Source organism: Yersinia alsatica (assembly GCF_025133195.1).
Classification (GTDB): Bacteria; Pseudomonadota; Gammaproteobacteria; order Enterobacterales; family Enterobacteriaceae; genus Yersinia; species Yersinia alsatica.
Genome location: NZ_CP104006.1, coordinates 3,938,107 through 3,958,734, shown reverse-complemented (window position 1 = coordinate 3,958,734; position 20,628 = coordinate 3,938,107). Strand labels below are relative to the sequence as shown.

Here is a 20,628-nt window from a genome sequence, read left to right as displayed (position 1 = left end):
CCGCTCTCGAGCGGATTTTTTTTCGCTAGTAATCATCTGATTAATATCAGAAAGTGACTTTAGCGCTGCGGCATTGGGGCGGGATAAAACTATCTCACCGCGTTGGCGGCATCCGCAATTAGCTCGATGATTGATTGTGGGCGCGAGAGATGTGCAGCATGGCCAGAGGGTAATTCAATGACTTTTTGTGCCTGAATGCGTTTGGCAAATTCGCGTTGTGTTTCGACGGGCAGCATTCTGTCTTCTGTTGAAATCTGATACCAACAAGGTTTTACCCGCCAGGCTGGCTGAGCCGATTTATCGGTAAAAGCACGTGCTGCTAAGGGTTTTTGTACCAAAGCCATTACCAGAGCTTCATTTTCATCGAAATCCTGACACATATTCTCATGGAATTTATCGGTGTCTACCCACAAAAAACCATTGTCATCCGGGCGAATGTAAGCCGCGCCAACAGGGGGAGCACGCAAAGCAAAAGTGCTTGATAAACTCTCACCAGCATCTGGAGCAAACGCGGAAAGGTAAACCATTCCGACCACATTTTGCAGGTGCCCAACTTGGGTAATTACCATTCCACCATAAGAGTGACCAACTAATAATGTTGGGCCATATAATGCAGTGGTTAGCTTAATTGTGCGTTCCACATCATCAGCCAATGATGTTAGTGGATTTTGGATAGCAATAACCCGATGCCCCATAGCGTGAAGGGCGGGAATAATATATCGCCATTGTGAGCCATCAGCCCACGCGCCATGCACTAATAGAATATTTAGTTTTGCCGCCATATATCCCCCAGAACGGGTATTATCGTAAGTCGAGCATAATATCTCTATGCAGAAACGGTATTATTGACGAATAACAACTTCTTCTCATTTACTACTGATGTTAATTACGACTATCAAACTTGGTTATATGTTATTAAAATTAATAAAATCTGTTATTAGACATAAAGTATAAAGCCTTAGTCGTGAATGGCTTTAAGATAAATACTAAAGTGTGATGGTAATTAACCCATTAGTGCGATATAAAATCCCTTATAACAAAAAACATTCTGTATTAAATAAGAAAAAACAACAGATTAACCAAGTTTTATATTCAGGTTTTCATAGGTAATTTACTGGTAAAATTGGAATAATATGACACACTACTTATAGCTCTGATTGACTTTCACATTTCTTGATTGTGATTAATTCATCAAGCTAAAATAGAAAAATAAATAATATAAAACAATAAGTTGCTATAAAAATAGGTTGTAATCATGACAACACTTAGTAAACCGGTAGCGCCTATGCTGCATGATACTCAACTCGAACAGCAGATTTTACGACGTTCGATCATTTGTACTTTATTTATTGCCATCATGGGGATCATTTTCGGTATTGTATGTGGTTCGATGTCGATTATTTTCGATGGTATGTTCTCTGCTTTAGATGCAGGTATGTGCAGTTTATCTTTGTTGGTATCACGATTACTGGGCCAACCGAATAGTCGGCGTTTTCAATATGGTTTCTGGCATGTCGAACCTCTGGTTTTGGCCTTTAACGGCAGCTTATTGGCTCTCCTTTGTCTGTATGCTTTTGTTAATGCTATTAAAGGTATTATTGATGGTGGCCGGGAATTAGAGCTTGGTTGGGCTATTGTTTATGCCTTAGTGGTCAGCATTTTCTGTTTTACTATTTTCTTAAAACAGCGGCGTTTAAATAAACGTGTTAAGTCTGAATTAATCGCGCTGGATACCAAAAGTTGGCTGATGTCGGCTTGTATTAGCTCTGCTTTATTAGTGGCTTTTTTACTTTCCTGGAGCATGGAAGGTACCCGCTATGAGCATTTGGTTGTTTATACTGACCCTAGCGTATTGGCATTGTTAACGTTGATTTTGATTCCTGTTCCGATAAAAACAGTTATCTCGGCGGTCCGTGAAGTATTGCAAATGACACCAGATACCTTGGATGCTTCGATGGAAAACTTAATGGACAGTTTAATGGCGAAGTACAACTTTGTTGATTATTCGCACTATGCAACTCGTATTGGACGAGGATTGTTTGTTGAAATTCATGTGGTTATCCCGCCTGAAATGGAAAATAGCGGAGTATCCTATTTTGACAAAATACGCGATGAAATCTCTCATGCGATTGGTGAGTCAGGCCCACATCGCTGGTTAACTATTTCCTTCACCCGCAATGCGAAATGGTTATAGCGAAAACGTAATGGGTCAGGTGACGTTACATTAACTAACTTGGGTAATGAATAAGATGATTGCTAAACGCCATGTAAAACTTAACCCTATTGATGCCCCACCAAGATTCGATGCTATCGCCAAAATAGCGATAAGTGATAGCACTATTGCTGCCCGTAAAGCTAAAGTTATCAGCAATATGATTCAGGCTAATATCGACTACTTACTTGTTTATGCTGATAAAGAACATGGGGGTAATTTTGAATATCTGACTGGGTTTATCCCCCGATTTGAAGAAGCCGCCATGGTGTTGCATGCTTCTGGGGACGTCTATTTATTGCTGGGCAACGAGAATTTGAAGTTATCTCAATATGCCCGAGTCAGTAATACAGCAATCCATGTACCCTATTTTTCACTGCCAAACCAGCCAATGGAAAACAGTAAAACGCTGGCCGAATTATTGGCTGATAGCGGAATTCAGCGCGCTAAAAAGGTCGGGGTTGTCGGGTGGAAACTGTTTACCAGTCAGTTGGATGATAATAACCAGCTGTTTGATATTCCTTATTTTCTTCTGGTTGCGATTAAACAGTCTGTTTCATCCGAAACAGCAATTATCAATGCTACAAGCCTATTTATTGGCAGTGATACTGCGGCCAGAGTAACGAATAATGCTAATGAATTAGCACATTATGAATATGGCGCTAATCTGGCTTCTAACTGTGTTCTCAAAGCATTAGCCACGGTAGACGTTGGCATAACAGAAAAGCAACTTGGTCACTTTTTGGCTGATGAAGGGCAGCCAAATACGGTTGTGATAATTGCCGCTACGGGCGAGCGTTTTGAACAGGCTAATTTGTATCCGGGGGATAAAGCGATACAACTTGGCGATAAGATATCTTTGACTACCGGTTTTAAAGGCGGCCTGAGCAGTCGAACCGGTTATGCTGTTCACCATGCTGATGAATTACCTGCGGCACAAAGAGATTATCTCGATAAAGTTGCTATTCCCTATTACACCACGGTAGTTGCCTGGCTGGAAAATATTCGCATCGGAATGCCGGGTAAAGAGATGTATGCATTAGTTGAAACTGTTTTCCCTAAGGCGAAATACCACTGGTCATTAAATCCAGGCCATTTGACTGCAGATGAAGAATGGCTTTGCTCGCCGATTTATTCTGGTTCAGAAGAAAAAATCCGCAGTGGGATGTTATTCCAAATTGATATTATTCCTTCGGTAAAAGGCTATGCCGGGGTGAGTGCAGAAGATTGTATTGCACTGGCGAACCAACAGTTGCGTGCTGAACTGGCGACTCATTACCCAGAAGTTTGGCAAAGAATACAACAGCGCCGTGCCTATCTGAGCAATACACTGAATATTCATCTCAGTGAAGAAGTGCTTCCGATGTCCAATACTGTGGGCTATTTACGGCCTTTCTTGTTGGATAAGTACAGTGCCTTGCAATGCGTCAAGGATGCAACACACTGAAAATAGAGCTGTTTGCATCTTCTATAACAGGGGCTATTTAGCCCCTTTGATGTGTCATTAGCCCCGCTATGCTGTTGGCCTACTACCCGATTTATCCCCCTGCTGAGATTTCATGCAAACTGGAGGCGATACTCTTGCCATCTTGTGGCATAATGCGCGCCGAATCACATTTTCTAGTATTCTTGAATATCCCTATTCAGTAATCCAATCGAGAGCGAGCTCTGTGCTAAGTACTAACAATATCACCATGCAATTCGGCAGCAAGCCGCTGTTTGAAAACATTTCAGTAAAATTCGGCGGCGGTAATCGCTATGGTCTGATCGGCGCTAATGGCTGTGGTAAATCCACATTCATGAAAATCCTTGGTGGTGATCTGGTGCCAAGTGGCGGTAACGTCTTCCTAGACCCGAATGAGCGTCTGGGTAAATTGCGTCAGGATCAATTCGCCTTTGAAAACAACACAGTGCTGGACACCGTTATCATGGGTCACGGCGAACTGTGGGAAGTAAAAGAAGAGCGCGACCGCATTTACGCCATGGCTGAAATGAGCGAAGCAGATGGCTATAAAGTGGCTGATCTGGAAGTTGCCTATGGTGAAATGGATGGTTACAGCGCAGAAGCCCGTGCCGGTGAATTGTTGCTTGGCGTCGGTATTCCGGTTGAACAGCATTATGGTTTGATGAGCGAAATCGCTCCCGGCTGGAAATTGCGTGTATTGCTGGCGCAGGCCCTGTTCTCTGACCCAGAAATTCTGTTACTTGACGAACCAACCAACAACTTGGATATCGATACTATCCGCTGGTTGGAACAAGTGCTGAACGAACGTAGCAGCACCATGATCATTATTTCCCATGACCGTCACTTCCTGAATATGGTGTGTACGCACATGGCGGATCTGGATTACGGCGAATTGCGTGTTTATCCGGGTAACTACGACGAATATATGACCGCGGCGACTCAAGCCCGCGAGCGTCTGTTATCTGATAACGCCAAGAAGAAAGCTCAGATCTCTGAGCTGCAATCTTTTGTTAGCCGTTTTAGTGCTAACGCCTCTAAATCCAAGCAGGCAACTTCTCGCGCCCGTCAGATTGATAAAATTCAGCTTGATGAAGTGAAGGCCTCTAGCCGTCAGAACCCGTTTATCCGCTTTGATCAGGATAAAAAGTTGTTCCGTAATGCGCTGGAAGTTGAAATGTTGACCAAAGGTTTTGATAACGGCCCACTGTTTAAGAACCTGAATTTGCGTCTGGAAGTGGGTGAGAAAGTGGCTATCCTCGGGCCAAACGGTATCGGTAAATCTACTTTGCTGAAAACCTTGGTCGGCGATTATGAGGCTGATACCGGCACGGTAAAATGGTCTGAAAACAGTAAGATTGGTTACTACGCGCAGGATCACGCCAGCGATTTTGAAATCGACCTGACGGTATTTGACTGGATGAGTCAGTGGAAACAGGAAAAAGACGACGAGCAGGCTGTGCGCAGCGTGTTAGGCCGTTTGCTGTTTAGCCAAGATGATATCAAGAAGAAAGTTAAAGTGCTGTCTGGTGGTGAGAAAGGGCGGATGTTGTTCGGTAAGCTGATGATGCAGCGCCCTAACATTCTGGTAATGGATGAGCCAACTAACCACTTGGATATGGAATCCATCGAATCTCTTAACATGGCATTGGAAATGTACGAAGGCACATTGATTTTCGTCTCCCATGACCGTGAGTTCGTCAGTTCTCTGGCGACGCGTGTGATTGAAATGACACCGAAAAAACTGATCGACTTTACCGGTAACTACGAAGATTATCTGCGTAGCCAAGGTATTCAGTCCTGATTGTTTGACTGAGTGTTAATAAAAAAGCTGATGCCTTGCATCAGCTTTTTTTTGCTTGAATAACCCGGTGATTGCCCAGCTACACTTTGCCGCAAACCTCGCAGTTGGCATCTTTTGCCAGCTTCAAACTACGAAACTCGGCCGTCATGGCATCGTACATCAGTAGGCGGCCCGATATAACTTGCCCATAATCAGCCAGCAGTTTTATGGCCTCCATCGCCTGTAGGTTACCAATAATACCCACCAATGGGGCCATGACACCGGCTTCAACGCAGGTTAGGGCATTATCACCAAACAACCGGCTCAAACAGCGATAGCAAGGCTGGTTTTCCTGATAGGTAAATACACTGACTTGCCCCTCCATGCGAATTGCCGCACCAGAAACCAGTGGTTTATGCTGCGCATAACATAGGCGATTAAGTTGCTCGCGGCTGGCGACATTATCAGTACAATCTAATACTAACTGATGCTCAGCTATCACAACGGAGAGTTGCTCATCATTTAACTGCGTATCAATGGTTTCCAGCTGTACATCGGGATTCATCTCTGACAGTGTCAGGGCCGCAGAAGCCACTTTAGCCATCCCGATGCGGTTGTCGCGGTGCAGAATTTGCCGCTGCAGGTTAGAGAGGGAAACAGTATCAAAATCCAGCAGTGTAAGGTGACCGACACCTGCCACTGCCAGATATTGTGCTGCTGCGCACCCAAGACCACCTAAACCAACAATTAATACCTTGGCTGCATTGAGTTTTTCCTGACCATCAAAATCAAAACCACGCAGGACGATTTGCCGGTTATAACGCAGGGTTTGTGCATCGGAAAGTTCAGGCAACATGTCCGCCTCTCAGCAATTGATTGTTCAATTATTCACTAACTCAATAGCCCATTAAATAACTCGATCTCAACGGTTTCACCGACGGCTACCGAGCTACGCTCCCGTTCAAGAACAATAAAGCAGTTACCTTGGCTGAATGAGCTGAAAACGTGAGAACCTTGATGACCGGTGCTACGTACTTCCAGTTCACCATCGGCATTAGTGGAGACAACCCCACGCTGGAAGTCCAATCGGCCCGGTGTTTTTTTCAATTTTGTGGTTGTTTTCGCCTTCAATCGTAATGGCGGATGCCACTCAGAATGGCCCGATAGTTTAGCGATAAGCGGTTGCACCAACTGATAAAATGTCAGGGCCGCAGAGACCGGGTTACCCGGTAATCCGCAAAACCAGGCGTTTTCCAACTGGCCAAAAGCGAAAGGTTTACCGGGCTTGATGGCTAACTTCCAGAAACCAATATCTCCCAGCTCATCTAACATCTGCTTGGTATAATCGGCTTCACCCACTGAAACACCACCACTACTAATGACCAAGTCAGCGGCAGCATCAGCTTGTTCAAAAGCTTTGCGCAGTGCTTGTTGATCATCAGGGATGACACCAAGATCAATAATTTGACAACCGAGTTGTTGCAGCATCAAACGGACCGCAAAGCGGTTGGTATCATAAATCTGACCTTCACCCAAGGGCTGCCCGACCGGTTGCAACTCATCACCGGTCGAAAAAATGGCGACCTTCAATGTACGGAAAACCGTCACCTCCGCAATACCCAATGAGGCCAAGAGCGGCAATTGTGCCACGCCTAATTTTACCCCCGCAGGGAAAACGGCGGCACCTTGTTGGATATCTTCACCTGCCAGCCGGATATTTTGCCCAGCATGTACATTGCCACTAAATATGATCCCTTGTTCACTCACCGTCGCTTGTTCTTGCATGATGACGGCGTCGGCACCCGCGGGTATTGGTGCGCCAGTCATGATTCGCACGCAAGTATTGGCAGGCCATGTATCTTTAAATGGTGCACCTGCAAAAGCCTTACCGGCCACCGGCAATGGCGTTGTACTGCTAAGCTCATTACAGCGCACAGCATAACCATCCATGGCTGAGTTAGCGAATGGTGGTACGGCAATCGGCGATGTAATAGCACAAGCTGTGATACGTCCCGCAGCATCAGTGAGTGCGACGGTTTCTGTAGTCTGTAATGGCGTGACCTGTGACAGCATTTTAGTCAGTGCTTGTTCCAGAGAGAGTAAATCCGAGGTATTACAGTGATCCATGCTGAACTCCGTGGTCTGAGGGCATCGTTGCAAAAAGATAGAATGCCTACCAAATAAGAGAGCCATTATGGCAGAGATTGCCATGCGGGTGAATTGATGGGGGGCAAAGAGGCTTCAGACTGATATTGTCTTAATCAGCAATACTCTTTTTTATTATCAGTTGCCCTTATCAGGCGAAGTAGGAGGGGATATGGACTATCAAAAAATTCTGAAATTCTGGTTTAAAGAAATGGATCAGGCGCTGTGGTTTAAAAAAGACGAGGATTTTGACGCCTATTTACGCCAGCATTTTGGTTCAGTCTGGCAGGCAGCTTCTAAAGGGGAGTTGGCTCACTGGCGGCGGAATATTGAAGGGCGCTTGGCTGAAATACTGATATTAGATCAATTTAGCCGAAATCTGTTTCGCGATTTACCGACTTCTTTCTCCTGTGATGGTATGGCATTGGTGTTGGCACAAGAGGCAGTTAGCAGCGGTCAGGTAGGGCAGTTATCTAAGACGCAGCGTGGTTTTCTCTATTTGCCCTTTATGCATTCAGAATCAGCATTAATTCATCAACAAGCATTGGTGCTCTATACGGAGTTAGGTGATGAGCTCCAACTGGACTATGAACTGCGCCATAAAGCGATTATTGATCGTTTTGGCCGTTATCCGCACCGTAATCATATTCTTGGGCGCGTATCCAGCGCAGAAGAACAAGCCTTTTTATTACAGCCGGGATCAGCATTTTAGCCCGCAGAAATAAAGTACAACAGCTTGGTAATATTCCGCCCCTTCATCGGTAGGCGGAATATTACCTATGATGGCTTATTTCTGCGGTTACTCTCTCAAAAAATTCTAATCACACATGTTTGATTACATATTTATGCAATTGACATCACAAGAGGAAGTGAGGTTTTTCCTAAACTGCCGTCTGGGGGGGAACTCCAATTGAAACGATATTGTTACCAATATATAACAACATAACAATATAGAAATGAGAGTTCAGTGCCTGCACATATTCGGAGCTGGGTTTATGGCGGCATGGACGTCCCACAAGATGACGGACACATCAATATGGCAGACACAACATCAGTAGATGCGGCATCGGCAGAAAGTACAGCAATAGCCGCGCATTCAGCTCGGCTAACGGAACAAGCGGATACTCGGCAGAGAATTCGGGCCATTGTTGGTGCTTCTTCGGGTAATTTGGTTGAATGGTTCGACTTCTACATTTATTCATTCTGCGCGCTCTACTTTGCGCCCCTTTTTTTTCCTAATGATAATCCTACGACCCAGTTAGTTCAAACTGCGGGGGTTTTTGCTGCGGGCTTTTTGATGCGCCCAATTGGCGGTTGGTTATTTGGATATATCGCCGATAAGCATGGCCGTAAGCTCTCGATGCTTATTTCGGTCTACATGATGTGCGCGGGATCGTTAATGATTGCCTGCTTACCCACTTATGCCTCAATTGGTAGTCTGGCCCCTATTTTGTTATTGGTTGCGCGTCTATTTCAGGGGTTATCTGTTGGTGGAGAATATGGTACTAGCGCCACTTACATGAGTGAAGTTGCGGTGAAAGGGCGCAAAGGTTTTTATGCCTCTTTCCAATATGTCACGCTAATTGGCGGACAATTATTGGCATTATTAGTGCTGGTTTTATTACAGCAAACCCTGCCATCGGAAGTATTGCATAGTTGGGGATGGCGTATTCCTTTTGTATTGGGGGCATTACTGGCCGTGGTTGCACTTTACTTACGGCGCTCGCTAAATGAAACTTCGGATGAAAAGACACGCAATAAAAAAGATGCTGGTAGCTTAAAAGGGCTGTGGAAGAACCGCCGTGCTTTTATTATGGTATTGGGCTTCACAGCCGGTGGTTCGCTCTCTTTTTATACTTATACCACCTATATGCAAAAGTATTTGGTCAATACCGCAGGGATGGATGTAAAAACCGCCAGCTTAGTCATGACGGCAGCACTGTTTATTTTCATGATAATCCAACCACTATTTGGTGCGCTATCCGACCGTATTAGCCGGCGAACGTCCATGCTGATTTTTGCTTTATTATCAATGCTGCTCACGGTGCCAATTTTGCATGCACTAAAAGGCGTCACCAGCCCCTATATTGCTTTTGCCCTGATTGTCACGGCCCTAATTATTGTTAGCTTCTACACCTCCATTGGCGGGCTACTGAAAGCAGAAATGTTTCCACCAGAAGTTCGGGCTTTAGGTGTTGGCTTATCCTATGCCGTCGCCAATGCAATGTTTGGCGGTAGTGCTGAATATGTGGCGCTATCACTCAAATCATTTGATATGGAAAGCAGCTTCTTTTGGTATGTCTCGGCAATGTGTTTCTTAACTTTCTTGGTTTCTTTACGTTTACATCGTAAAGGACAAGAAGTTGAACTATAAACGGAATAATAGCGGCCAATAGTATCTAGCTACTGAAGTCACAACTCGGTGGCTTCAGTAGTACTAGTTATATAGTTCTGGATGGTGGCTAGCAATTTCCCGGTGCCGCAGCATGCATCATTATATCCTTTGGTGTGTCTACGATTAATCACTCGATCATGGGGGCAACCGCCATGGCAAATAGAAAACCACTGACAATGATGCATTTTTTTAGTCGCTTCTTTTTCCTCATTGATGGCTTGTTGATTATGTGGTGAGCGTGCTAGAAGATCTGCTAAGTCAGTAGATAATAGTGAACCATAAATACTGTTTTGATCACCGACATATTTATCGCAAGGTGATACATCCCCATTGGGTTCCAGAGTAATAATTTCTTGTGAGCAATTACCTGACCAGTAGCAGGCAGCTGGTTTCTGGCTAGGATTTTTTAGCACCTTTATAAAATCGTCAAAAACGGCAATATGTATTTTTTCTTGGTAATCTTTTACCCAGAGAGTAAATAATATTGAGAGGAAATGAATAAACTCAGCATAACTGATAAAATTATAGCCAACATACTCACCTTTGACCAACCGATTATCTGGCACGATATTAAGAAACTCAATGCAATTTAATTCTATTGAAATAAAATAATCTAGCATTTCTCTCATGTCAGTTTGATATACATCTCGGTCAACAACAATGAGTGCGCCATATAAAATATTATGCTGGCGAAGTTTTTTAATTCCTTGTGCAACACGATCCGATGTCCCTCGCCCTCGATAATCAATTCTCCGCTTATCATTTACAGTTGGGACTCCATCAAGGCTAATCCCGACATTCATGCCAATGCCTTGGATGAATTTTAGCCACTCATCCGAAATGTTGACTAAGTTTGACTGCATGGTGTTGGTTATATATTGTTCTGGTCGTTTAAATTGCTGTTGTAACCATATAAGCTTTTTAAAAAAAGAAGGTTTTAACAGTGTAATTTCTCCTCCATGCCATACAAACTCAAATCTGTTTACATTCGGAATAGCAAGGAGTTGGCGTACAGTATGCACTAAGGTCTGAAATGAAACTGTCTGATTGGGGCCTTCAGCCCATGAGTGGCAATAAGTGCAGCGCAAGTTACATAAACGTGTTGCTTTCAACACAATAACTAACTTCTCTGCTTTAATTGCTTTGGCAGAAATGCTTTGTTTTATTTCTTCATTATATATTTCTAGTTCATCAATCTCTAATAATTTGGGTGCTGGAATCTTCCCTATGAGATAAGCGGATAAATTTTTATATTCACAAGCATCAAGTTTCTTTAAGTTTTGCACATTTATATTATTAATATCAATGCAATCAATATTTTTAATCGGTATGTTATTTTCCATAATGTATTCCTATCTTGTCATGTGAAATTACCATCCTTCATGTTAACGACTCTATTCCCATATGCAGAGGCTTCATCTGAATGTGTCACCATAATAATAGTGGTGCCTTTTTTATTAATATTTTTCAATTGTTGAAGCACTGTATGTGAATTTTTACTATCCAAATTCCCAGTTGGTTCATCAGCTAAAAGTAATGCAGGTTTAGATACCATTGCCCGGGCTATTGCTACGCGTTGTTGTTGGCCGCCAGATAATTGTATCGGTTTATGGTCTCTCCGGTTCTCAATACCGAAAAGCGTCAAGACTTGATCGACTCGTTCAATGCGCTCTTTCTTATTAATACCGCGATATTTAAGCGGTAACGCAATATTATCAAAGACGGATAAATGGGAAATAAGATTAAATGACTGAAAAATATAACCTATAAGTGATCTTCTCAGAATGATTTTTTGTGAATAGGTCAACTTGGTGACATCTTTTCCGGCGAGAGTGAGTGAGCCACTGTCTAGGTTATCAAACATACCAATGATATTGAGTAGTGTTGATTTACCTGACCCGGATGGCCCCATAATAGCAACAAAATCACCTTTTTCTACAGAAAAACTAAGATGATTAAGAACCTTGGTTTTTATTGTTTTAGTGATGTAACACTTCTGGGCATTTTGAATGGTTAGCATATTATTTGAACTCAATGATAGAATATTCATTATTATTGGTATTAGGAGGCATAACAATTTGTTGTCCAGCCATTAATCCTGTGGTGATTTCGGTTTTTATAGCGCTTCTACGTTTAGTTTCAATCTGAGTTTTAACCGCCTGATCCTTTTCTGGTTGGTAGATATAAATAAATTTATCCCCATGCTTATCTGAAATAACACTCTCTGTAGGTACCAGTAATACATTGTTATTTTCTTCGTGTAATGAGATTTGTATTTCAATCGATTGTCCCCTTTTTAGTGGGATGGCGCTATCATGGTAAGGTACAAGTTTTGCTTTAAATTTACCATTTTCAACAATGGTTGATACAGATTCAATGAGTAATGGAATATCTTGACCATTTATTTGTGAAACGATATGGCTCTGTGGGATTATCTTATCAAGATAATATTCACTGAAGTAAACATTAAAATAATAGGACTGTAAGTTATCTATGATTGCAATTTTTTCACCCGGTTTTATTTGTTGGCCTAACTCAATATCTAAAACAGATAATGTCCCATCAATAGGTGCAGTTATTACTAACTGATCCATACCGTTTTCGATCATTTTCATCATCCGTTCAAGCAATAAAATTGAACTATCAATACTATTCAATTGTGGGGGGAATGACTCTTTGTTTTTATTATCATGCACCCGTAGTATATCAATTTTTGCCTGCCAGTTTTTTAACATACCAACCTGATATTCTAATTCTGACTTTGCAATCATCGATTTTTTGTCAAGTTCTTGATGTCTATTTAAATCTTTAGAAATTATAGCTATTTGGTGTTCAGCTTCCTGCAAGCTAATCTTTGTATCTCGATTATCTTGCTCCAGCAGTATTTTCATATTACGCAGGTTATTTATTTTTTCAGCAATGGTGGCTATTCTGGATGTTGCCTCCAGCATAAAGTCATAGTTTGATAAATTGGCAATAACATCCCCTTTTACAACAGTATCAAAGGCCTGTTTAGTAATATTAATAATTTTCCCGCCTCGCTCACTCGATACAATTATACTCTCCTTTGGTACAGTAATAGCTCGGGTAATGAGTCGCTCATGATAAGCTTCTGGTTTTATTGTATGAAAAATAGCATCATCTCGAGAAATGAGTAAGGTTTGTTGTGCGGTAGATAAATAATATACAGAATAAATACCTGAAATAAATATCAGCAATACGCAAATAATGACTAACTTAGCACTTTTATTTATAGATGTTTTTTGTTCTATTTTTATATCCATAATGTTTATTTATTTCTCCTGATAGTCAGTGTGCTGTTATTAAAAATAAGTGTAATAGTCATAACAACAATCACGAATAAAATGAAACTAAGGAGTGCGCAAGTTGCATAGACATAGGATACGCCACTGACTAAACTGTACTGATTCATCCACCGATGTAATAATAAAAAACTGACAGGAAGTGATATTCCGGTGGCGATAACTATAGGGATTAGATTCTGCTGTATAAAGAAAATGATGTTAGTATAAATAGAACCACCAATTGATGTCATTATTTCTAATGTTTTGCCAAGGCGTTTAGTTTCAGATGTGCTGATTATTATTGTGCTAATAATAATTAATATAATTGATAATAGAGTAACTCTACTAATGGTTTTCTGCATGAGTATATTATTGTCAAAATACTCTTCGTGTAAATTATTGACTGATTTTATTTGTTCAGGATTAACACCATAGTGCTGTAGTAATCTTGTTATAGTGTTTATATCCCGTATGTCGTGGAGTTTTACTGCGGCATAGCGTTGAATATCATGTTTAATGAAAATAAGTAGTGGTGATGGAGTGTTTTCACGATCTGCGAGATAAAAATCATCGACTATCCTCATGATTTTTACTGGTTGCTGCATATCCTCTTCGTTTATATAGAATAAATTATTTAATACTTGGTCATAAGAATCTAACCCCATTAAAGTTAAGAAAGACCTGGTTACAATAGCATGATGTATATTTTTATCATCACTGGGTAGGATAGGATTTTCACTACCTGCAAGAGTTTTTATGCCCCACGTATTAATAAAGTGTTTATTTACATTCACTGTATATACTGTAGTTAACTTATCTTTCTCTTGCTGGTTATGATGAAACACCGAGATATTAGTTCTCGACATGTCAAATGGCTGCCAACTACTCATTGCAATATTATTTGTTTGAATTTCTGCTCTTAATTTATCTTGCAAGTTATTTATTGATACATGAGATTTTAATTCATCATTTAGTGCGAATGTCACGATATTCTCAGTTTCATAACCAAAGTTATTATTTTGCATAAACCGCATTTGCGTCGTGATGCCAGCCCACAAATAAATAATGATGCCAGCAATAATCAGCTGTAAACAAAACATGAGGCTCTGTATACCTTGGCTACGAGACTGTTGAGTGTAATAGCTGTTATTCGGGCGAGAAAGGGTAAACAAAAATAGAAAATGAGCCAGTAAAATAGCCAGGTATGTGGCTGCTAGTGTAATAGAGAATGCGGTTAAGAAATCTTGACTACCATGAGTGAGAATTAGCTCTCTGACCCCATCCGAGAGTTGTATTAGAGAGACTAAGATGAATATAACCAACAAAAGCATAAATACAGTTTGCAATGTTGCAATGAAGAATGACTCAATAATGAGTTGATAATGGGAGGCGCCTACGGCTTTTTTGACATAAAAACTGTTTTTCTTGTTTGCATTAATGACATTGTTAATATTGAAGAAATTCATGGTTGTGGTTAAAAAAACAAATAAACCAGAGGCATATAAAATATTTAAATATGCTGATGAAATCACCATGCTGATCTCATCAGGTAATGCATTATCGTAATGAATATCGGTAATATGGCGAGTCGATAACTGGATGAACTCTTCAGGGCTAAAAGGGGCACCAGGAAGTTGAGGGGCGTACTGGCTGATGTACGAATTCAGTTGCTCAGCATTGGGCTTGGTTCCGGGTTCCATAGTAATAAATGCATAGGCGTGTGTATCATACCAATCATGTCTTTTATCTTGGTAGCTATCTATAATTTCAGGGGCCAATGCTATGATTGCTTTGGTGTTAAAACGACTCGACTTATTGAATTCAACTACTTCCTTAATGATAAATTGCCCTTTATCCCCTAATGTAATGACATGCCCTTGCGGACTATCCAAATGAAGATATTGGCGGTTGAATTCTGGAGTGATAATAATTTCATTACGTGCCAGATAGGGGATTTTTTGTTGGTAAGGATTTAAAGTGTTAAAAAAGTTAGCGCTAACGGCATAGATATCTACATTTGAGTGGTTTTTATCGTGGACTTGCAAGCGGGTGAATATACGAACAATGGCGCTAACATGTTTGATATCTTTATCATTCTCCAAAATAGAAATAAGCGGCAAGGGAACTTGTGCTGATTTTATTTCATCACCATTGGGTAAATTAAAACGTGTTTCTATTCGATAAATATCTTTGTAGTTTTCATGCTGTTTTTCAATGCGAAAGTCAGTTAAATAAAGAAGTAACACTAGAAACGATGAGATTAATCCAATGGCCGTTACTATTATTGCTAACAGGCTTGAGATTGGGCTTAGCTTCAAATCATTAAAAAATTCACTTGTCAGCATAGGGGAATATCTCACTGGTTTTAATAAAATCTAGTGATGTTATTACTAATAAAATGGCGTTGTATTACTGATTAGCATTAAAATAAATTACATTCAGCATTCGAACCAGGTTGAAATCTATTGGTTAGCTATTGAAATTAAGATGCTAGTAAAAGCATCTTAATCGATTTACATTAAATGATTTCATTGGCTAGCTTATTGTTGTGTAAAGCTTTTTGACCAGTTCCAAGCGGTTATTTTATTTTCAGACTCACTATTTTTTAGATTTTCAATTTCTTGGGCATCTATAGACAGCCCGCTATTTTTAAAGGATTCCTCTAATGATTCCAGTTTAGTTCTCAGTGCTATCAAATTTGTATTACTTGTTTTCTTCTCTGGTTGATGTGAAGTATATATATAATTCTCCATTTAAATAATTCCCTTTAGATGTGACAGAACAGCGGTAAGTGTTGAGCCATTTATTTGTAATTCTTTTTTTAGAGTTTATCAATGTTTTTTGTGTCTGAGATTTTTATCGCCATTAATTAGTTTCATTATTGTTTTATTCTTTATTAGATATATTCGTAACGGAAGTCATTATATATTTTTGATCAAATAAAAAAGCCCCAACAGGGGCTTGTAATATTTACTGTAGATCATTGAGTTAGTTACATCAGTTATGGATGCAAATACTCTGCGTGGAAGCGCAAATGATCTTCAATAAAGGTCGCTATGGTGAAATAGCTGTGGTCATAACCTGGTTGAATACGCAGCGTCAGAGGCCAGTCACGCTGACGTGCTAACTCAGCCAGTTTTGCTGGTTGTAGCTGGTCGGCCAGGAACTGATCACCATCACCTTGATCAACTAACATCGGCAGTTGGGTTTGCGCATGAGTCAGTAGATGACAGCTATCATATTGCAGCCATTGGCTCTCATCAGCGCCCAAATACGCCGCAAAGGCTTTGCGGCCCCAAGGCACCTGACATGGGTTGACGATCGGCGCAAAAGCAGAAGCAGACTTATACTGCTGCGGGTTTCGCAGTGCCAACATCAGTGCGCCGTGACCACCCATTGAGTGACCACAGATAGATTGCCGCGCACTGACGCTAAAATGCTGGCGGATCAATGCGGGCAGCTCCTGACTGATGTAATCATACATGTGGAAATGTTCAGACCAGGGGGCTTGTGTCGCATTCAGATAAAAACCGGCACCCTGACCCAAATCATAACCGTCATCATTGGGGACGTCATCACCACGTGGGCTGGTATCTGGCATGACCAATACCAGCCCTAGTTCAGCCGCAACCCGCTGTGCACCTGCTTTCAATGTAAAATTTTCATCGTTGCAGGTTAAACCCGACAACCAGTAAAGCACCGGAGGTGGATTATCATCCCGTGGCGGCGGCAGATAGATGCTGAAGGTCATATTGCAATTCAGGCTGCTGGCAGCATGGCGATAGCGTTGTTGCCATCCACCAAACATCCGGTGCTCTTCGAGAAGTTCAAGTGACGTATTCATGCGTTGTCTGCCTCCTTGCCTTATTTATCTTGTGAAGATTGATCGAAATGAATCACGGTACGGATGGATTTGCCTTCATGCATCAAATCAAAGGCTTCATTGATTTGATCCAGACCCATGGTATGGGTAATAAAGTCATTCAGGGCGAATTTACCATCCAGATATTGCTGCACAATGCCTGGCAACTCTGAGCGGCCTTTCACCCCACCAAATGCCGAACCGCGCCAGACCCGGCCAGTAACTAACTGGAATGGGCGGGTTGAGATCTCTTCACCTGCACCGGCGACACCGATGATCACGGATTCGCCCCAGCCTTTATGGCAGCACTCTAAAGCTGAACGCATAACATTGACGTTGCCAATACATTCAAATGAGAAATCTACGCCGCCATCAGTCAGCTCGACAATCACCTCTTGGATAGGTTTATCATAATCTTGCGGATTGATCAGGTCAGTTGCCCCCAGTTTGCGGGCCAGCTCGAATTTGCTGGTATTCAAGTCGATCCCAATGATGCGGCTGGCACCTGCCATTTGCGCCCCAATGACCGCAGACAGACCAATGCCACCCAAGCCGAAGATAGCGACGGTATCGCCCGGTTTGACTTTGGCAGTATTGATAACTGCGCCCATGCCGGTGGTGACACCGCAGCCCAACAAGCAAACTTCTTCTAATGGTGCTTCTTTATTGATTTTTGCCAGTGATATTTCTGGCACAACAGTCAATTCAGAGAATGTTGAGGTCCCCATATAGTGGAAGATAGGTTGACCATTTTTAGAAAAACGCGTGGTGCCATCGGGCATCAAACCTTTACCTTGCGTGCTGCGGATCGCCTGACACAAGTTAGTTTTACCTGAGCGACAGAATTTACATTCACCGCATTCAGGCGTGTACAGTGGAATGACGTGGTCACCCACAGCAACGCTGGTCACACCTTCACCAATCGCTTCAACAATCCCGCCACCTTCATGGCCAAGGATCGCCGGGAATACCCCTTCGGGATCTTTGCCAGATAAGGTGTAGGCGTCAGTGTGGCATACCCCACTGGCGACAATCCGTACGAGCACTTCGCCTTTTTGTGGTGGCATCAAATCCACTTCTTCAACAGATAATGGCTGGTTTGGCCCCCATGCGACTGCGGCGCGGGTTTTAATCATCTCCATGGTGTTGCTCCTATAGCTTCTGCGTGATGAGTGTTATATAAATATATTCTTTATGTATCATATATGTTGCACTCAACTGTTTACGATGAGTGTCAATCGGTATTGTATGAATTATGACCGTAAATTGGGGTTCTGCTCGCCTAATCACGCTGTTTCAATGTGCTCAATGATCAGCTCTTTAAGTGCGCGGACATTGGGGCTAAAAGCATCTTTACGCCAAATCAACCAAGTGGCGGTATCAGCAATATCGGGCGGTAATTGATGGACTTGCACCCGCTCATGCCCCGGTAACAGGGCCAGTACCGAGTGCGGGATCAGCGCTAATCCGGCCCCGCTGGCGACACAGGCTAACATGGCATGGTAGGACTGGATTTCCATGATATGCCCAGGCAATACGCCAGCTTGGCGGAACCAGCTTTCTAGCCGCAAGCGGTATGAGCAACTAGGACGAAAGGCAAATAGCGTTTCATCCACAGCATCTCGGGCTTGCGTAATGAGCGGATGATCCAGACAGGAAATAATCACTAATTGTTCGTCGAAAGAGCGGCAGCCGTGGAGCTCATCATGCTGCACCGGGCCATCAACCAATGCGGTTGCCAAGGTACCCGCGCGAACTTGCTCAATGATTTCACCCGATGTGCCGGTAATGAGTGATAAAGAAACCTTGGGGTAGCGCTGATGATAAGCCGCCAACAAGCCCGGTAGACGGGTGGCGGCTGTGCTTTCCATCGAGCCAAGCGGGAAGTTACCCGCCGGTTCACCGGCATGAGTAATGCGCATTGCCTCGTCGCTCAGTGCCAAAATTCGGTTGGCATAGCAGAGAAAATTATGGCCCATCGGTGACAGGCGCAGGCGCTGTTTTTCACGAATAAACAGGTCGGCTCCCAGCTCGATTTCAAGCTGGCGTAGGCGTGTCGTCAAATTTGAAGGGACGCGGTGCATTTGCTCCGCTGCTCGGGCAACGGAACCGGTTTCTGCTACGCAACAAAACATGCGCAGCTGGGTCAGGTCCATAAGTATTCTCTTTTTGTGATGAACTTAATGAGTATTATTCATTTTTTGTGATTCTAATGCTCAGGCATGATATTGGCAACTTTCTTTTAACAGACTGACAGAGCAACAGGCGGGCAGGGCAGATGGCATTAAGAATTGCATTAAGTGGTTTTCTGGCTCTGGTGGTGGCGATGGGGATTGGGCGTTTTGCCTTCACTCCACAAGTGCCGCTGATGATAACAGAGCATCAATTCACCCTGACCGGTGCTGGGCTAGTTGCGGCCTTTAACTATTTGGGATATCTGTTTGGTGCCTTTGATGCCATGCGTGCCAGTCGCCATGTCGAGCGCCGCTTATGGCTAGGATTGTGGGGCGCGGTAACTTTAACCTTGCTATCTGCGGTCGTCGATGGGGCGTGGTGGCATGGAATAGTGCGTTTTGCTATTGGTTGGGCCAGCGGTTGGTCGATGGTGCTGATTGCCGCCTGGACAAATGAACGGCTGGCGCATTTTGGTCGCCCAGCCTTGAGTGCGGCAGTTTTTGCCGGGCCGGGGGCGGGAATATTCATCAGCGGTATGTTGGCTGTGGCTATCCATAGTTATGGTTTATCTGCCGCAGAAGCCTGGCTGGTCTATGGCGTATTGGCACTGATTATCATTGCGGCCATCAGTATTAATCTGCCGCGCAGTGGGGAGCTGCATCGCCCACATATCGCTGCGGTTCCGCTGACGCTAACACCTGCACTGAAGCGTTTGGTATGGAGCTACAGTCTGGCTGGGTTTGGCTATATCCTACCGGCGACATTTTTATCGCAAATGGCTACCGCCCGTTTCCCTGACAGCCTCTTTGCCCAGTTTGTCTGGCCTGTTTTCGGTGGGGCCGCAGTGATAGGTATCACTATCGGTATTTTGACTCGTCATTGCCTGACATCGCAAACACGGCTGGCATTGACGTTATGGATTCAGGCATTGGGTGTCTTGTGTGCCGAACTGGTGCCGGGGGTAGGTGGGTTGGCGTTGGGTGCATTACTGACCGGTGGCGGGTTCCTCTGTGTTGTTCAACTTTCTTTACAACATGGTCGCGAACTGGCCCCAGAGCACACGCGTTATATGGCCGGTTTACTGACTACCGGCTATGCTGTTGGGCAGTTGGTTGGCCCAATATTATCTGCGTTATCAACGGCATTGACTCACCGGCTGGAGCCTGCGCTATATGTGGCGGTGGTCGCGCTGATTATCGCGGGCGGCTTGGTAATTAAAACCCCCGCTCGCGCTCAAGAAGCCGTCACGGGGTAAATGTTGATAAGGAGCTGGCAGAGATGCAGCTCTT

Annotated in this window: 17 protein-coding genes; 6 read left to right on the top strand and 11 right to left on the bottom strand. The window is 43.1% G+C overall.

Features of this window, described 5'->3' with window-relative positions:
- Positions 1–89 precede the first annotated feature (89 nt).
- A complete protein-coding gene (locus N0H69_RS17685; RefSeq protein ID WP_050122339.1) occupies positions 90–782 on the bottom strand; it encodes an alpha/beta fold hydrolase in 693 nt (230 codons plus the stop codon).
- Positions 783–1,255: 473 nt separating this feature from the next.
- On the opposite strand from N0H69_RS17685, the gene N0H69_RS17680 reads away from it, so the two are divergent.
- The 3 genes from N0H69_RS17680 to N0H69_RS17670 all read left to right on the top strand — a co-directional run bounded on the left by N0H69_RS17680 (position 1,256) and on the right by N0H69_RS17670 (position 5,478).
- Positions 1,256–2,194, top strand: coding sequence for a cation diffusion facilitator family transporter (locus N0H69_RS17680; protein ID WP_050122337.1), 939 nt, complete (start codon positions 1,256–1,258; stop codon positions 2,192–2,194).
- Positions 2,195–2,240: 46 nt separating this feature from the next.
- Positions 2,241–3,659: a M24 family metallopeptidase gene (locus N0H69_RS17675; RefSeq protein WP_172665443.1), complete on the top strand. Its 1,419-nt coding sequence runs from the start codon at positions 2,241–2,243 to the stop codon at positions 3,657–3,659.
- A gap of 223 nt (positions 3,660–3,882) precedes the next feature.
- Positions 3,883–5,478, top strand: a complete 1,596-nt coding sequence (locus tag N0H69_RS17670) for an ABC-F family ATPase (RefSeq protein WP_072077593.1) — start codon at positions 3,883–3,885, stop codon at positions 5,476–5,478.
- Between the two features lie 79 nt (positions 5,479–5,557).
- Here N0H69_RS17670 and moeB read toward each other — a convergent pair whose 3' ends face one another.
- Together moeB and moeA are read right to left on the bottom strand one after the other, a co-directional pair.
- Positions 5,558–6,313 (bottom strand): molybdopterin-synthase adenylyltransferase MoeB, encoded by a 756-nt coding sequence (gene moeB / locus N0H69_RS17665; RefSeq protein WP_050151634.1) that lies wholly within the window; start codon positions 6,311–6,313, stop codon positions 5,558–5,560.
- Positions 6,314–6,348: 35 nt separating this feature from the next.
- The gene (moeA, locus tag N0H69_RS17660; RefSeq protein ID WP_050122334.1) at positions 6,349–7,584 is read right to left on the bottom strand and encodes a molybdopterin molybdotransferase MoeA; all 1,236 of its coding nucleotides are present in this window, start codon (positions 7,582–7,584) and stop codon (positions 6,349–6,351) included.
- A 190-nt stretch (positions 7,585–7,774) separates the two neighbouring features.
- On the opposite strand from moeA, the gene N0H69_RS17655 reads away from it, so the two are divergent.
- Entirely contained in the window at positions 7,775–8,314 is a 540-nt protein-coding gene (locus N0H69_RS17655) for a DUF924 family protein (RefSeq protein ID WP_050107582.1), read from the top strand.
- A 324-nt stretch (positions 8,315–8,638) separates the two neighbouring features.
- Positions 8,639–9,976 carry an MFS family transporter gene (locus N0H69_RS17650; protein ID WP_050107935.1) on the top strand — a complete coding sequence of 446 codons (1,338 nt, stop codon included), beginning with the start codon at positions 8,639–8,641 and terminating at the stop codon, positions 9,974–9,976.
- Positions 9,977–10,014: 38 nt separating this feature from the next.
- Here the strand turns inward: N0H69_RS17650 and darE are convergent, their stop codons facing one another.
- The 8 genes from darE to ptrR form a co-directional block, all read right to left on the bottom strand.
- Positions 10,015–11,340 carry a darobactin maturation radical SAM/SPASM protein DarE gene (gene darE / locus N0H69_RS17645; RefSeq protein WP_050151636.1) on the bottom strand — a complete coding sequence of 442 codons (1,326 nt, stop codon included), beginning with the start codon at positions 11,338–11,340 and terminating at the stop codon, positions 10,015–10,017.
- Between the two features lie 17 nt (positions 11,341–11,357).
- Positions 11,358–12,017 carry a darobactin export ABC transporter ATP-binding protein gene (gene darD / locus N0H69_RS17640; protein ID WP_050122328.1) on the bottom strand — a complete coding sequence of 220 codons (660 nt, stop codon included), beginning with the start codon at positions 12,015–12,017 and terminating at the stop codon, positions 11,358–11,360.
- A gap of 1 nt (position 12,018) precedes the next feature.
- The gene (darC, locus tag N0H69_RS17635) at positions 12,019–13,281 is read right to left on the bottom strand and encodes a darobactin export ABC transporter periplasmic adaptor subunit (protein ID WP_050151638.1); all 1,263 of its coding nucleotides are present in this window, start codon (positions 13,279–13,281) and stop codon (positions 12,019–12,021) included.
- A 5-nt stretch (positions 13,282–13,286) separates the two neighbouring features.
- Complete coding sequence (gene darB / locus N0H69_RS17630) at positions 13,287–15,647, bottom strand: darobactin export ABC transporter permease subunit (RefSeq protein ID WP_050151639.1); 2,361 nt, start codon at positions 15,645–15,647, stop codon at positions 13,287–13,289.
- Between the two features lie 195 nt (positions 15,648–15,842).
- Positions 15,843–16,043 (bottom strand): darobactin family peptide antibiotic, encoded by a 201-nt coding sequence (gene darA, locus N0H69_RS17625; RefSeq protein ID WP_050122324.1) that lies wholly within the window; start codon positions 16,041–16,043, stop codon positions 15,843–15,845.
- A 260-nt stretch (positions 16,044–16,303) separates the two neighbouring features.
- A complete protein-coding gene (fghA, locus tag N0H69_RS17620; RefSeq protein WP_050107572.1) occupies positions 16,304–17,146 on the bottom strand; it encodes an S-formylglutathione hydrolase in 843 nt (280 codons plus the stop codon).
- Between the two features lie 20 nt (positions 17,147–17,166).
- Positions 17,167–18,306, bottom strand: coding sequence for an S-(hydroxymethyl)glutathione dehydrogenase/class III alcohol dehydrogenase (locus N0H69_RS17615; protein WP_050107571.1), 1,140 nt, complete (start codon positions 18,304–18,306; stop codon positions 17,167–17,169).
- A gap of 144 nt (positions 18,307–18,450) precedes the next feature.
- A complete protein-coding gene (ptrR, locus tag N0H69_RS17610) occupies positions 18,451–19,320 on the bottom strand; it encodes a putrescine utilization regulator PtrR (protein WP_050151642.1) in 870 nt (289 codons plus the stop codon).
- A gap of 122 nt (positions 19,321–19,442) precedes the next feature.
- Here ptrR and N0H69_RS17605 point away from each other — a divergent pair, with 122 nt between their 5' ends.
- Positions 19,443–20,594 carry a YbfB/YjiJ family MFS transporter gene (locus N0H69_RS17605; RefSeq protein WP_050151643.1) on the top strand — a complete coding sequence of 384 codons (1,152 nt, stop codon included), beginning with the start codon at positions 19,443–19,445 and terminating at the stop codon, positions 20,592–20,594.
- The last annotated feature ends 34 nt before the right edge of the window (positions 20,595–20,628 follow it).